Genomic DNA, 15751 nt, shown 5'->3' with positions numbered 1-15751 from the left:
CTATTTCATATAATTATTTAGGATTTCTTCAGTTACTTTTCGTACAATACTCTCTATTACTGCACCTTTATTGTTTACCGGCTCAGATTTTTGCGTTTGTATTTCACATTGTGGGACCCCGCCAGTTTTAATACCCATTGATTCTCGAATGTTGATTAAATCTGAGATTTGCGAACAACTTAATTCATTCGCTTTATTGATAATATTATTAGAATACATAAGCATTAGTGCGTAGTGCTCAAGAGATTCCATGCGGTAATAAGCTTGAATTAAATCCGCACCCCATGTAAGTGCCCCATGATTGGCTAATAGCACTGCATTATAATCCTTGCAATATGGTGCAATTGAATCAGGGACTTCTTGTGTACCCGGAGTTGCATACGGAGCAACTGGCACAGTTCCTAGAAGAACAACAGCTTCTGGTGATACCGGTTTATCAAGGTTTATCCCAGCAATTGCAAACGATGTCGCTACTGGCGGATGGGCATGGACAACTGCATTCACTTCTGGATTTTCATTGTATACTCTTAAGTGCATTTTCACTTCTGAAGAGGGCTTCATCTTTCCAGAAATAACCTTCCCTGAAAGGTCCATCTTCACCATCATATCTGGCGTCATGAACCCTTTGCTAACCCCTGTAGGAGTAGTCCAAATTGTATTTGGACCTACCTTAACAGATATATTCCCATCATTAGCAGCTACAAAATTCTTATTATATATTCTTCTACCAATCTCACAGATTAGCTTTTTCGCTTCAAAATCTGAATAGTATTTTTGTTTATCTATCATTCGTTACAACTCCTTAATCTTACATACGGTCTATTTCATCATTCACCTAATCCGTTTAGGTACGTTTAAGAGCTCTTGAAACAGTCATATTTATGTTCTTTTACTACTTATAATTTTCTTACTAATTTGTGGTTTTGTCAAATATTATTTTGGTTTTATAGTTATTTCTTGTTGTATTTTATTGTAGTTACACAAGAAACCAAATCACACGTGTAATAAATACTTTTTTTATGGGTATTTAGCTGAAATTAATCCATTATTTTCTTGGAGTGAACTTATTAAATACCACATAATATGGTATAATTTTTTTACAAACTAATAAAATTAAGGAGAAAATCATGCTTCCAATCGCACGAAAGAAAAAGATAAAAGAAATCATTCTAGAAAAAAAGAGCGTGACTGTTGCTGATCTTACAAGTCAATTTAATGTGACGGAAGAGACGATTCGAAGGGACTTGAAACAACTTGAGGAAGAAGGCGTATTAAACCGTACTTATGGCGGAGCATACATATCTGAAGGCGTTCAAAACGATGTCAATGTTAATTTAAGAGAACATATCCATGTAGAAGGGAAAAAGAAAATTGCAGCAGAGTGTATTTCCTCTATTAAAAATGGAGATTCGATTTTCTTGGACGCCTCCACAACTTCTTTGGTCATTGCTAGTATGCTCGAAGACAAAAAATTAACAGTTGTGACGAATTCTCTTAAAGTGATCAACTCTCTTGTTGAAAAACCGAATATTAATATTGTTGTCATCGGAGGTACTTTATCTCCCACTTCACTGTCTAATACAGGAAGAAGCTCAGAATACACGTTAAATCATTACTTCTTTGATACAGCCTTCATTTCATGCCGTTCTGTTAGCATGCAGCACGGCATAACAGATTCGAACGAGCAACAAGCAGGGATCCGAAAACTAGCTGCCGAACACGCCAACAACGTTTATCTTATTGCTGATTACACGAAATTTGATAAAACATCCTTTGCAAGAATATGTGACTTTGACAAAATTAATCATGTTGTAGTAGACAAAACACTTTCTACAGAATGGAAGCAATTTTTAAAAGAACAAAATGTCACCCTTCACGAATGTGAATAAACTAAATAAAAATAATCTAAAAGGGCTGAGGTAATTACCTCAGCCCTTTTACTTTTTACTTCGTGCTTTTGAACATTTTCGGCAGAGACTCATTAAAAGGCGCATACGCAATGCCGTTTTCAGTAATAATCCCTGTAATTAAAGTATGATCTGTCACATCAAAACAAGGATTATACGTCTTCACTTCTTTAGGCGCCATTGGTTTTTCATACCATTTACTTGTAATTTCCTCAGACGGCCTTAATTCAATGTGTATATCGTCCCCTGTTTTACATTCTAAGTCCACAGTGGATAGTGGTGCACATACATAGAATGGTATATTATAATGCTTAGCTAAAATAGCTACACCGGAAGTCCCGATTTTATTCGCTGTATCTCCATTTTCGGCTACCCGATCACAACCAACAAGAACCGCTTGAATTTTCCCTTCCTTCATTACAATTGAAGCCATATTATCACAAATTAATGTTACATCTACTCCTGCTTGCTGCAGTTCCCAAGCTGTTAGGCGAGCACCTTGAAGCAAGGGTCTAGTTTCATCAGCATATACTTTAAAGTCATAGCCTTTTTCTTGTCCCAAATAAATCGGAGCCAAAGCAGTACCGTATTTGGCTGTTGCAATTGTTCCCGCGTTACAGTGAGTGAGTATGCCCCAGCCTGGCTCTAACAATGAAAGTGCATACTGTCCAATTGATTCACAAATTTTTTCATCTTCTGCTCGGATTAATTCAGCTTCTTCCTTTAGAGCAGCCTTTACTTCAGGTACACTTTTGCCTACCTCTTTTTTAAATCTATTATCCATTCGATTTAATGCCCAGAAAAGGTTAACTGCAGTAGGCCTTGAAGAAGCTAAGTATTCTTTCACCTTTAAAAAATCACTATAAAGCTCCTCATATGTGTCTGCTGTTGATTTCTTCGTACCTAGGTAGACACCGTATCCTGCTGCAATCCCAATTGCAGGTGCTCCTCTTACCTTTAATTGATAGATTGCATCCCAAACATCTTCCATTTCTTTCAATTCTAGAAATACCGTTTCATTCGGCAATACTGTTTGGTCTAAAAGAATTAATGTACTGTTTTCATCATCTAATTTAACTGACTGTATTACTTCTACTGGATTTCCCATTTATTCTGCCTCCTTTAGAAGCTGTTCTTCGGCTGATTGAATGACATCAATAAACTCAGCACCTGTTTTCATATTTTCTCTATTAAGTATAAAGGTTTTTCCGATTGTCAAACATATTTTCTCCGCGCGCACTCGAGCTTCTGCGTTTGAAATAGACGTAATGTCTTTAACATGTGCTAACCCTATTATTCTTCTAATAAGTTCATGACCAGCAACAGCAGCAGTATCTCTAATAACATTGCCTAGATAATATTCTTTAAATCCAGCATACTTCGCAACAGATTCTGTTACATGATTTTCCCAAGTTCTGATAAATTTCTCATTAAATAAATCGATTACATCCTTGATCGTATTCCCTAGATAATCAAGATAATCTTTTCGCTTTAATTCATCTTCAATTGTAAAGTTCGCATTCGCATAAGCAAATATCAGATTTGCGATAACATTTCCGATATCATAGCCTGCCGGTCCATAAAAAGCAAACTCCGGATCAAAAACTTTAGTAGAGTCTTCTTTTATAAATATGGACCCCGTATGTAAATCACCATGTATTAAGGATTGTGCATTAGTCATAAATTCAAATTTTAATTTAGCTGTCTCGAGTAACAATGCATCATCGTTCCAAATTGTATTTTGTACAAATTCTCTTGTCCCTGGATAAACATCATTACGCGGGCAGTCATAAAATGGCTCAGAATACACAAGGTCCTCAGAAATTTCACAAAGCTCAGGGTTGATAAAACTCTTTACTAAGGCTTTCTTTTCCTTATGTTCCATTACGACATCAGAAGTTAATAATAACGTATTGACTAAAAAGGTAGAAATATGTTCAGCAAAAAGCGGAAATTTCTTGTGCGCAATTAGAGCTGCACGCATCATCTCATGATCAGACAAATCTTCCATCGTACAGCAATTCATAATTGGATCATATTTATATACTTCTGGTACAGAACCTGGAGCTAATTTATATTGCAATTGTAAGATTTCACTTTCAATTCTATTCCGATCTGGAGATAATTTAAATTCATCAGAAATACGAGCAACTGGACCAGCTTGTTTAATGATCACTGACCGGTTTGTTTTTGAATCAACTACTTTAAAAACATAGTTTAAATTCCCGTCCCCGATTTCCTCACATTGAAGCTTTGCATCCTCATCAAAAAGATCAAGGTTAGCTTTTGCATAATCAATCGCATCTTCTTCAGTCATCGTAAAATATTCTTTCGTAAAATCCTTCATTATAAATCCCTCCACCTTATTTTTGTCGATAATAAGTCAATGCCAGCGCAAGTGCTAAGACTGTTCCCTTAACAATATCCATGGCATAGTACGGTACGGACATCATGACTAATCCATTCGATAATATTCCGATTAAAACTGCACCAACAAAGGTACCAAAAGCATTTGGCTTTCCAGCACCTAAAACAGATAGTCCAATAAATGCCGCAGCTACAGCATCCATTAAGTAAGGAGCACCGGAGTTAATCTCAGCTGTCATGACTCGAGAGGCAAGAACAATTCCTCCAATTGCCGCGAAGGTAGCAGACAATAAGTAAGCAAGCACTTTGTATTTATTAACAGGAATACCTGAAAGTCTTGCAGCTTCCTTATTTCCACCAATCACATACATATAACGGCCATGTTTTGTATAATTTAAAAAGATATGAACAAGTGCAACTACTACAACCATGATAATAATTATCCATGGCACTTGACCAATTTTTGCAAAAAACGGCGGAATCACACCCGTTGAGAAACTTCCATCAGGCATGATCATATTTTGTGACACAGTTGCCCCTTTCGTATATGTAAGAGCGATCCCTTGAATAATAAACATTGTTGCAAGCGTCATAAGCATGTCTGGAATTTTCACTTTAACGATCATAAAAGAGTTAAAAGCTCCAACAAGAAGCGCCGCTCCAATAGCTGCAAGAATGGCAATAAATATATTTTGCGAAAACCACACAAACATAGAAACTACAACTGCATTTGAAAGAGAAACAGTAGAACCTACTGATAAATCAAATCCATCTACTGAAAGCGAAATCGTAATCCCTATAGCTATAATAGTAACAATGGAAATAGACCTTAAAATATTAACAATGTTTGCTCCTTGAATGAAACTTGGATTAGCGATCGCAAAGATAGCTATCAAAACAAAAATTGTAATAATCGTTCCATATTTATATAAGAACTCAAAAAGTTCAAACCCTTTTTTTACAGGCTTAGTGTTTGTAACAGGATTTGCCGTGTTCATCCTCATTTACCTCCTGTTGAATAGAATAATAATTCTTCTTCATTTGTTGTTTTTGTTTCAAGCTCTTTTGCCACTTCCCCGTCATATACAACATATACACGGTCTGTAATCCCGAGAATTTCTGAAAGTTCACAAGATGCGTAAATGACAGACTTCCCACGCTTTGCCAAGCCCGAAATCAATTCGAAAATATCTTTTTTTGCCCCTACGTCTACGCCCTTTGTAGGTTCATCAAAAATGTACACCTCAGCATCCGAAATCAGCCATTTTCCAATAGCCACTTTTTGTTGATTCCCCCCCGAAAGATTTTGCACTTTGGCTTCTTCCGATGGTGTCTTTATTCCTAAATCTTTTATCATTTCTATTGAGATTTTCTTTTCTTCCTTTGTATTTACAAAGCTGAGAAACTTCGAGAATTTACTTAGACTAGCTGATGTAAGATTTGTAGAAACAGATTCTTGAACGAGAATCCCTTCTTTTCTCCGCTCTTCTGGCACGAGAGCAATGCCTTTCCTTACCGCATCACTTGGATCCTTAATTTTTACATTTTTTCCTTTAATTTTTATTTCACCTTTAGTTACCTTAGAGGCACCAAATAACGCTTTACATATCTCTGTTTTTCCAGCCCCGACTAAACCGGCAATTCCAACAATTTCTCCTTCATTTACATGCATACTAAAATTTTTCACTAATCCTATATCATGAAGCCCTTCAACAGAAAGGACAGTTTCTCCGATTTCAACGTGGTACTTCGGAAATTGTTCCTCAAGCTTTTCACCAAGCATATACTCCACGATTCTGTTTTGATTTGTTTCAGCAATCGTTTCCTTAATGACAAATTCGCCGTTTTTCATAACGGTGATCTCTTCGCAAATATCAAATAACTCCGGTAATCGGTGAGAAATAAAGATTATGCCTACATCTTCTTTTACCAGCTCACGAACGATTCTAAATAGTTCAGTCGTTTCAGAATGACTGAGAGGCGCAGTTGGTTCATCCAAAATCAAAAATTTACATTGCTTAGAGATGGATCTAGCAATAAGGACCATTTGTTTTTGAGCTAAAGTTAATTCACTTACAAGTGTTTTCGAAGAGATATTCACATTCATTCGCGTAAGTATCTCTGTAGCTCTTTTGTGAATTTGGTTCCATTTGACAAACTGTCTTTTTCCCATATCATTAACGGTTTCATTTAACATAATATTTTCTCCAACCGTTAAGTATGGAATTAATGCTGTATCCACTTCTTGATAAACGATTTGTATCCCATTATCCTGGGCATCCTTCGGTGTACGTATGTCGATTTTCTTTCCATCAATATAGATTTCACCCGTATAGTGTCCATAGGCTCCGGAAAGAACTTTCATTAATGTTGATTTACCAGCCCCATTCGCACCAATCAATGCATGAGTCATTCCCGTTTTAGTAGAAAAATAGACTTCATTAAGCGCTTTTACCCCAGGGAACTCTATAGATATATTTTTCATTTCTAATAATATTGTCACGCACATAAGCCTCCTTCTATTTCAATCAGTATTCTCAACAATTTAAGGCCTATAATGGTTTTGAAACCCTATACCAGCTGTTTATCTCTGATATAAGGTTTCAAATTTAATTATTTATAGTATTCTTTTAAAGTCTTCATCCATTCTTCTTCAAATGCACTTGATACCCCCCAGCCTTCAACAACCTCTGCAAGGTTTACCATATTAACAGGAGAGCTTGATTTTTGCAGCGCTTCTTGTGAAATTATAGATGCCTCTAAATCGAATGTCGCAGGCGTTTCCTCACCAGCAATTTTCTTAGCAAGAATTCTCATGTTTACAGAACCAATTAGTTTTGGATCAACAGCCGCCGTATATTTCCACGGGCTTTTTTCTTCTTGCATTATTTGAAGGTCTGCATTCGATACATCAATACCATAAAGGGCAATTTCATCTCTTCCTGCCTCTTTAATTGCTCGAGCCGCACCAATCGCAAATGCATCCCAAGTAGCAAAAATCGCATCAATTTCACCTTTTTTATGTTTGTTTAACATCGCAGCCACAGCGTTTTGTGTCTGAACAGATGTATCAGCTGCTGCTACACCAAATCTCTCAATTTCTTTAATACCAGGGTTGCTTTTTAGTTTTTCTTGATAAACTGCATTACGTCTTACCATCGGCGGGAAACCGTCTACCCATAAATAAACAATATTCGCTTCCCCATTTGTATCCTTAATTAATTGGTCTAATGATAATGTTGCCAATGCTTCATCATCCTGTGAAGTTAATGTCACTCCATTTATTGAGGCAATATCTCCATTGGAATCAAATGTTACTACACTCTTTCCAGCTTCTACAATTTTCTTTACATCTTCTACTGTAGCAGCATCATCGCCATGCGAAATAATAAATCCATCAAAATCCTCTTGTAATGCTTGAGCAATCGCATCATGGAATTTTGCAGTGTCTCCGTTAGCAGTGAAAACATCTACTTTAAATCCAAGTGCTTCTCCCTCTTCTTTTGCACCAGCTAAGAATTGAGCAGTATGATCGTCTCCACCAATTTTTCTTACCACTTTAATTTTTACTTCTTTGCCATCTTTGAAGCGATCAGGCACATTATCAAGTGAAACATTCTTGTTTCCTTCTTTAGGCTTAGAGCTTTCTTCACCCGAAGCACAGCCCGTTAAAAGAAGTGAAACAGCTAACATTAGGACTAATGCACTCTTTAAAAAGTTTTTCATTCTATAATTCTCCTTCTTTGATAGTATGTCCATCCTCCTTATTTTCCGATAGAATAATAGGCGGATAGAAATTGTATAGCGCTTTCATTTCTAAATTAACTAAATTTTATCATGTGAGCAAATCTTATACAATATTTATTTTGAATTATTCATAGTTTTTTTGGTTTTATACGCAATTCTTATATTACGAACCGGAAATTACCCCTATATCTTATTTGTTTAATGATAATTCTATTTAATATTCAATATAACACTTCCCTTATTAGTCATTATTGTAGTCAAAACAACAAAAATCCCTTTAAAACCAACATGTTTTCCTTATAATAAAAAAATACCGATATTCTAGAAAGAATATCGGTATTTTATTCGGACCTACTCGTTCATCATTTTTAAAGCTTTCATCCAGTCTTCTTCTAATTCGGTTGACAAACCCCAGCCAGGCAGTACTTCACCTAGATTATCCATAGTTACATCTTTTTTAGAAACTTGTAGTTCATCTTGTCCAATCAAATAAGCTTCAAGATTATAATTTTTGGGCGTTTCTTCTCCAGCTATTTTTTTGGCAACAAGTCTCATATTTAATGCGCCAATTAATTTCGGATCTACCGCAGCTGTATATTTCCAAGGACTCCCATTTTCTTTCATCAATTTTAAATCTGAATTCGATACATCTATGCCATAAATTTTCACTTCATCTCTACCTGCTTCTTTAATAGCCTCAACTGCGCCTATTGCAAAAGCATCCCATGTGGCAAATATGGCATCAAGCTCTCCTTTAGGGTGCTTTTTTAGCATTTCAACAACAGCTGCTTTCGTTTCCCCTGATGTATCTGCTGATGCAACCCCAAATCTTGCAACTTCTTTAATCCCTGGATTATTTTTCAGTTTTTCAATGTAGACAGCATTACGTCTGATCATTGGCGGAAATCCATCTACCCATAAATAAGCAATATTTGCTTGTCCATCATAATCCTCAATTAATTGCTCCATCGCAAATGTAGCTAATACCTCATCGTTTTGAGAGGTAGACGTAACACTATCTATTTTTTCTAATTCCATATTTGAATCGAACGTTACAACACTCTTGCCTTTTTCTACTAAATTTTTCACACTATCTATTGTTTCAGGATCATCCCCATGGGAAATGATAAATCCATCGTATCCTTCATCCAAAGCTTTCTTGATCTCATTATGAAATTTTTGGTTATCCCCATCAGCAGAAAAAACATCTACCTGCAACCCCATTGCCTCGCCCTCTTCTTTGGCTCCTGCAAGAAATTGTTTTGTATGATCATCTCCGCCAATTTTACGAATAACCTTGATTTTAATTTTATCACCACTTTTAAACTTTTCAGGAATATTTTCCAGTGATCCCACACCATCTTGATTACTTGCTTCTTTCGTGACTACTTTATCACTCTTGCTTGCACATCCAGTTAAAAGCATGATTAATACTATAAAACTAATGGTTATAAATCTTATTCTGCCTTCCTTCATCTTTTCTTATCTCCCTTTTCAACCAATAATAGTTTCTAACAGTCGATTTGAATTTGACGTATCCATTTTTAAAGTTAGATTTCTTATTGGATTTTAAAATGCTTAACTAAGCTCTCCAATTGAGCAGATAGGACTTTAAGTGATTGAGTGCTCGCTGAAATTGTTTCCATTGAAGCAACTTGTTGTTCTGCTGATGCTGACACTTGCTGTACCCCAGCAGCAGATTGCTCAGTTACCGCCGAAATTTCTTCACTGAACGCGCTTAATTGTTCACTGCCTTGTTGAATCTGGTCTAAGTTGGCAGCTACTTGGTCAATTTTTTCAACCATAAGTAAAACTAGATTAGAAATCGCATGGAACGTTTCACCAGTAGTTTTTATTTGCTTATTTCCAATCTCTGACTGTAAAACACCATTTTGAAGGGTTTCTACAACTTGTTTGGAATCACTTTGGATATCTTGTGTAATATGAGTAATATCTTGAACTGAGTTTGAAACTTGCTCTGCTAATTTTCTCACTTCATCAGCTACAACCGCAAAGCCTTTCCCATACTCCCCTGCTCTCGCTGCCTCAATTGCCGCATTCAGCGCCAATAAGTTGGTTTGTGCAGCAACATCTTGTATCACGTGGACCAACTGGTAAATATTTTCATTTTTCAAATCTAAATTAACTACTTTTTCCATTGATTCAGATACAATTTGACTGATTGACTCAATTTGGTGAACAGATTGATTCATTAATTTTGTTCCTTCTTGTGCTTTTTCCAGAACTTCATTTGAAGCTTCCTTCAAGTTTTTCCCCGCGAAATCAGCTTGTTTAATCTGAACATTCACATCCTCAACCGCCCTAGCCGATTCAGATGCAGAGTTTGCTTGTTCCTCGGCTCCATAAGCTAATTCATGCATGGTTGTTGCGATTTGTTGACTGCCTAGTTTCACTTCCTCTGACGACACAGTAAGCTCATCACTTTGCTTATTAACAAATCCAGAAACATTGACAACCTCTGTAACGATTTTATGTAGACTGTTTTTCATTTCATTTACAGATTTTGCTAAAATCCCAATTTCATCTTTGCTGTTTATTTCAATAGATGGTATGGATAAGTTTCCTTTCGATATTTCATCGATTCTTTTTGTAACTAATCGTAAAGGCTTCGCTATCATTCTAGTTATAAATAGAGCAGCACCAATTCCTAATATCAAAGAGATGATGATACAAGTTATAATCGTAATAACCGTTTGGTCAAATACCTTTTTAGAATCCTCCCCAGCTTGCTCCGCACCCATTTTATTAATGGAAACGAGATGATCCATATTTTGTTTCATGGAATCAAAGGCTTTCGCACTTTTCTTAAAATATAGATAGGCGAATTCTGATTTTCCTTTGTCACTAAGCTTTAGTGTCTCCTCATTTACCTTTAGAAAGAATGCCCATTTGTATGTCAATTTATCGAAGTTTTCTCTTGTTTCTTTTGAGTTTATAAGCTTTTCATAGGAAGCCATCGTTTTTTCCGCTTCATCTATGAAAATCGTTCTTTCTTTATTGAGCATTTCTTTTTCTTGTCCATCATCTGACTGGATATATCTTAATGAAAGTGTAATAACATGCTCAGTTTGGAAGCCTATCGAGTTGATTAGCTCCACTGAAGGCATCCACTCATCAACAATGGAAGTTGTTTTATCTTGCATATGAAACATCCTATTTATTGTTACAACAGCAAATACAACGAGTAAAATAAGTACAATCCCAAACCCAGTCATTATTTTTTTACCCACACTTAAATGTTGCATACATACGTCTCCTCCCACATAAAACCACATGAGTACAATTGAAATTAATGTTTAATACCTACAAATATAACATAATTTAGTTAAAAACACATACTTTTTTGAATTGTAATGTTTCTTTTTACTCAGGTTTCTAAATCCGTTGCTTAGTAAATACGCAAGTTAGTAATACTTTTTTATGGCTTTCTTTCTTTTATGCTCATATCGCCCTGTCCACCTTGTGAACCAACTAAAGAGAATAAATTGAACCCCCAAAACAAAACTATCAATCAATAAGTAATTTTCTGCTTCAATCCCCTACTTAAATACATGACAAATTCCTTAAAGACACTTTAGGAAACCCTTATTTGATTTCTAATGGCACAATTTATGTTAACCATTACTTATTTTAAGTTGACAATATAACTATAAATCTATTACTCTTTTTTTATATTCTTCATATGGAGGTAGTTTATGAAAAAAAATTTAAGTACTTTTGAATTAACCATTGCGGGGATGTTTGTAGCACTAATGTGTATTGGTGCAAATATTACCTCCATCGTGCCGTTTATGGTCGTTGGAGGTGTGCCTATTACACTGCAGACGTTCTTTGCCATTTTAGCTGGAGCCATTCTAGGAAGTCGTTTAGGTGCAATTTCCATGCTTGTCTACTCCTTTATCGGATTAGCTGGAGCACCGGTTTTTGCTAAATTCGGCGGAGGAGTTAGCCATTTTCTAAGTCCAACTTTTGGATTTATTATTTCATTTATTTTTACTGCTTATATAACTGGAAAATTAATTGAGCGGAATAAAAGTGTTTCAATCTACATAATAGCTGCTTTAGTTGGGATGACAGTTAATTATTTATTTGGAACCAATTGGATGTTTTTTGCTTATAAGCTATGGGCTTCTGCTCCTGATGGCTTTACCTATCAAATGGCTTGGCTATGGATGATTCCGCCGCTGCCAAAGGATATCATTCTGGCTGTATGTGCCGGTTTAATGGCGCATCGATTGGAAAAACGTGTACTGTCGCGGAGTCAACTCAGAAAGCTTCAGAGTACTAATTTGAATGGGGGAGTAAAAAATGAAAAATTGGGATGATCTTGCGGAAAGAGTACTTCAAGGATACGAGTTAACAGATGTTGAAGCATTGAATATATTAGACTGCCCCGACGAGGAGCTATTATCTCTCCTGCAAAGTGCTTATAAGATTCGCAATCACTATTACGGGAATAAGGTAAAACTAAATATGATTATCAATACGAAATCTGGTCTTTGCCCCGAAAATTGCGGCTATTGCTCACAATCAAGTGTCTCAAACGCACCGATTGACAAATATCGAATGATGGATAAAGCATCTATTATAAAAGGTGCCGCCAAGGCCCATGACTTAAATGTTGGCACCTATTGCATTGTTGCTAGTGGCAGAGGCCCTTCTAACAATGAAATTGATGAAGTGGCTTCGGCAGTTAAAGACATAAAAGCACAATATCAAATGAAGGTTTGTGCTTGCTTAGGTTTGCTAAAACCAGAGCAAGCAGCGAAATTAAAAGAAGCTGGAGTTGATCGGTATAACCATAATATCAATACCTCAGCAAACCATCACGAGAACATTACTACCTCTCATACATACCAAGACCGTGTGAAAACTGTTGAATTAATTAAGCAAGCTGGGATATCTCCCTGCTCTGGCGTTATCATAGGAATGAAGGAAACGAAGGATGATGTAATAGCAATGGCAAGAAGCTTAAAAGTACTGGATGCTGACTCCATTCCTGTTAACTTTCTGCATGCAATCGATGGAACACCGCTGGAAGGAACGAACGAATTAAATCCAAGATACTGTTTAAAGGTCCTTTGCTTTATGCGCTTTATCAATCCAACGAAAGAAATAAGAATTTCAGGCGGTCGAGAAGTTAACCTGCGAAGCTTGCAGCCACTTGGACTATTCCCTGCCAATTCAATCTTTGTTGGTGATTATCTTACAACAGCTGGGCAAGAAGAAACTGCCGACCATCAGATGTTGACAGATCTTGGATTTGAAATAGATTATTGTCCAGCATAATGTGATACTACTCTGACAGTAAGGGTTCCCCTATTTAATATGTTATCGCTTATATACCAAATAAATAAAAGGCAAATGATAAAACCAGATAGGCTTATCATTTGCTTTTTAGTTTTGGCTAGTATTTCTGATAGAACATTCCATAATAAGAAATGCTTCAGAAAACTAAAGTTCATTAGAGGAGCGAGTTAATCGCATAACAAACATATAAATTTATTTTTTCAACATACAGTTGAAGTTCACTTTCTTATGCACTGGATTCCTGCATCTAAGTCTTAAGCCTTAGTGGAAAATCATTCCAGAGCCTTTTTAGCCCATCCTCTATTTCATTTACTATTTAAGTAAGGAATGTATTTAGAGGAGGACTTAAAATGAAAAGCTTATTTTTCACTGGATCAATACTTGTTAGTTCATTCGTACTAGCTGGCTGCAGCACTAATGTGATTACAAAAGAAGATCACGCCAACGTTCTTATAGAAAAGGACAAGGCTGAACAATTAGATGTGTCCTTGAACATTGCTGCTGGAAAATTACATGTTTCGGAAGGTGCAAAAGAATGGGTCGAAGGGGAGCTTGAATATAGTACTGATATATTGAGACCTAATGTTTCCTACAAACAGTCAGGCAAAAAAGGAAAGATCGTAATCGAACATACTAATAAAAAATTTTCTGATCTTAAAGGTCCAAATATGAAGAGTAACTGGGATCTTCAACTTTCAAACAAAGTTCCAATTGATTTAAATGTAAATACAGGTGCATCTGAAACACACCTTGATTTGCAGGGACTACAATTAAGTGATTTGAATGTGAATGTAGGTGTAGGAGATACAACCATTGATCTGTCAGGTGATTGGGAGCAGGATTTCGATGTTCAATTATCAATGGGTGTTGGAAAATCAACCATTATTTTACCTAAAGATGTCGGCGTTCAAGTTAAATCTTCCAAGGGAATCGGTCATTCTGAATTTAGAGGATTTATTTCAATGGGAGATGATGTCTATGTGAACGAGGCTTATGAAAATGCCAAGATAAAAATCAATGTCAACGCAGAATTGGGCATTGGAAAAGCAGATTTTATTATTGAAGAATAACGAGTTCATCAAGAAACGTGTGTTTATAAAAAGAAAAGAAAGCCATATTATAGATAGAGTTTAGTGTTTGGAAAGGAGTCAATTTGATGGAATCTTTATCCCGTGAACAGCTTATTAATAATATGCAAAAATCGTTTCAGATGTATATAAATCAATATGGATTGGATGATATTGGAGTTTTTGAAGAAGAAGGCCAGGATGATCTTTACTATTTTGGCTACACAATTAAAAAGGATGGGAAAACGCATCATATTCATAGCCCGTATAGAAAAGACACACACGGTGGGCTTTCTCCCATAATAAACGAATGGACGATCGAATCAGATGAACCGCAAAAAACAGATCTAAAAGGATATCACAGTTTAGAGAGTGCATTTCTTGATCTATAAAGTGAAACATAATCAGCGGGGGTTCTCCACCATCCCCGCTGATTGCCAGTTGAATGATATGTTGCTTCAAATACTGCCATTCTAGCTGTTATTTTTATTTCACCTAGCTGTACCGATTTTATAGCTTTTTAACAAATTCTGATTTTAACTTCATAGCACCAAATCCATCAATTTTGCAGTCAATATTATGATCTCCATCGACTAAACGAATATTTTTTACTTTTGTACCTATTTTTAAAATGGATGAGCTCCCTTTTACCTTTAGGTCTTTAATAATAGTTATTGAATCGCCATCATTTAAGACATTTCCATTTACATCTTTAATCAATTTATTTTCCTCGGTATGGTCATTTTCAGTGTTTAAACTCCACTCATGAGCACACTCGGGACAAACGAAAAGACTCCCATCCTCATATGTATATTCAGAATGACATTTTGGACATTTTGGCAAACCTTGCATGAACATTTTCCCCTATTCGTAATTATTTTTCTATTTTCTTACGGTACAGAAAATCTTAATCATTGAATAGACCATCTGCACACTCTCTTATCTTACAGTAAAACTTGATACAAAAATAGATAGATTAGGAGATGATGGGAAATCATTAACAATAAACTATTTTGTATCATTTTCTACGCAACAAAAATAATGTGTAGACCTCTAACATTATTTTTTGTTGTTTCTTACTAAATCAATTTATAGTTCTTGTGATTGACAACCGTTTTTATCGGTTCGTCCGTTTTTGTATTTACTCCGATTTCTACAATGACTGAGTTATCCCGAAGGACAATTACTTTTCCTTTTTTCCCTTTTGCCTCCCCTTTAATAATTTGTATCATGTCACCCATATTTGGTTTTTTCGTGTTCTTCACTTTGCTATCCTGTTTTTTAGTCATATCTTCAGCCATTTTGCATACCCCCTTTTTTCATCTATTGAGT

The 15751-nt window shown here is 35.9% G+C and carries 15 protein-coding genes; 5 read left to right on the top strand and 10 right to left on the bottom strand.

Annotation, left to right across the window (positions count from 1 at the left end; translation table 11 throughout):
* On the bottom strand, positions 1-789 hold the full coding sequence (locus FI644_RS20460) for a class II aldolase/adducin family protein (protein ID WP_142108776.1): 789 nt from the start codon (positions 787-789) through the stop codon (positions 1-3).
* A 338-nt stretch (positions 790-1127) separates the two neighbouring features.
* Between FI644_RS20460 and FI644_RS20455 the strand changes: the two genes are divergently transcribed.
* The gene (locus FI644_RS20455) at positions 1128-1889 is read left to right on the top strand and encodes a DeoR/GlpR family DNA-binding transcription regulator (RefSeq protein ID WP_053476396.1); all 762 of its coding nucleotides are present in this window, start codon (positions 1128-1130) and stop codon (positions 1887-1889) included.
* Positions 1890-1944: 55 nt separating this feature from the next.
* Here FI644_RS20455 and mtnA read toward each other — a convergent pair whose 3' ends face one another.
* The 7 genes from mtnA to FI644_RS20420 form a co-directional block, all read right to left on the bottom strand.
* Complete coding sequence (mtnA, locus tag FI644_RS20450; RefSeq protein ID WP_142108775.1) at positions 1945-3015, bottom strand: S-methyl-5-thioribose-1-phosphate isomerase; 1071 nt, start codon at positions 3013-3015, stop codon at positions 1945-1947.
* The gene (mtnK, locus tag FI644_RS20445; RefSeq protein WP_053476398.1) at positions 3016-4254 is read right to left on the bottom strand and encodes an S-methyl-5-thioribose kinase; all 1239 of its coding nucleotides are present in this window, start codon (positions 4252-4254) and stop codon (positions 3016-3018) included.
* Between the two features lie 16 nt (positions 4255-4270).
* Entirely contained in the window at positions 4271-5272 is a 1002-nt protein-coding gene (locus FI644_RS20440; protein WP_053476399.1) for an ABC transporter permease, read from the bottom strand.
* A gap of 2 nt (positions 5273-5274) precedes the next feature.
* Positions 5275-6783, bottom strand: a complete 1509-nt coding sequence (locus FI644_RS20435; protein ID WP_053476400.1) for a sugar ABC transporter ATP-binding protein — start codon at positions 6781-6783, stop codon at positions 5275-5277.
* Positions 6784-6887: 104 nt separating this feature from the next.
* Complete coding sequence (locus FI644_RS20430) at positions 6888-8000, bottom strand: sugar ABC transporter substrate-binding protein (RefSeq protein WP_053476401.1); 1113 nt, start codon at positions 7998-8000, stop codon at positions 6888-6890.
* 372 nt (positions 8001-8372) lie between these two features.
* Complete coding sequence (locus tag FI644_RS20425; RefSeq protein WP_053476402.1) at positions 8373-9497, bottom strand: sugar ABC transporter substrate-binding protein; 1125 nt, start codon at positions 9495-9497, stop codon at positions 8373-8375.
* An 83-nt stretch (positions 9498-9580) separates the two neighbouring features.
* The gene (locus FI644_RS20420) at positions 9581-11287 is read right to left on the bottom strand and encodes a HAMP domain-containing methyl-accepting chemotaxis protein (RefSeq protein ID WP_053476403.1); all 1707 of its coding nucleotides are present in this window, start codon (positions 11285-11287) and stop codon (positions 9581-9583) included.
* Between the two features lie 450 nt (positions 11288-11737).
* Between FI644_RS20420 and FI644_RS20415 the strand changes: the two genes are divergently transcribed.
* The 4 genes from FI644_RS20415 (at position 11738) to FI644_RS20400 (ending at position 14811) form a co-directional block, all read left to right on the top strand.
* Positions 11738-12367, top strand: coding sequence for a biotin transporter BioY (locus FI644_RS20415; protein ID WP_053476404.1), 630 nt, complete (start codon positions 11738-11740; stop codon positions 12365-12367).
* A complete protein-coding gene (gene bioB / locus FI644_RS20410) occupies positions 12351-13331 on the top strand; it encodes a biotin synthase BioB (RefSeq protein ID WP_053476405.1) in 981 nt (326 codons plus the stop codon). The genes FI644_RS20415 and bioB overlap by 17 nt, the downstream gene beginning before the upstream one ends.
* A 371-nt stretch (positions 13332-13702) precedes the next feature.
* Positions 13703-14422 (top strand): toast rack family protein, encoded by a 720-nt coding sequence (locus tag FI644_RS20405; RefSeq protein WP_053476406.1) that lies wholly within the window; start codon positions 13703-13705, stop codon positions 14420-14422.
* An 86-nt stretch (positions 14423-14508) separates the two neighbouring features.
* Positions 14509-14811: a DUF5634 family protein gene (locus tag FI644_RS20400; RefSeq protein ID WP_053476407.1), complete on the top strand. Its 303-nt coding sequence runs from the start codon at positions 14509-14511 to the stop codon at positions 14809-14811.
* A 118-nt stretch (positions 14812-14929) separates the two neighbouring features.
* Here FI644_RS20400 and FI644_RS20395 read toward each other — a convergent pair whose 3' ends face one another.
* A complete protein-coding gene (locus FI644_RS20395) occupies positions 14930-15271 on the bottom strand; it encodes a zinc ribbon domain-containing protein YjdM (RefSeq protein ID WP_142108773.1) in 342 nt (113 codons plus the stop codon).
* 227 nt (positions 15272-15498) lie between these two features.
* Positions 15499-15720, bottom strand: a complete 222-nt coding sequence (locus FI644_RS20390) for a DUF2187 family protein (RefSeq protein WP_379998650.1) — start codon at positions 15718-15720, stop codon at positions 15499-15501.
* Positions 15721-15751: the final 31 nt, after the last annotated feature.

This window comes from Cytobacillus solani (genome assembly GCF_006704205.1).
GTDB lineage: Bacteria > Bacillota > Bacilli > Bacillales > Cytobacillaceae > Cytobacillus > Cytobacillus solani.
Note: the sequence above shows the minus strand (reverse complement) of the source record. Positions and strands in the feature narration are given on the sequence as shown.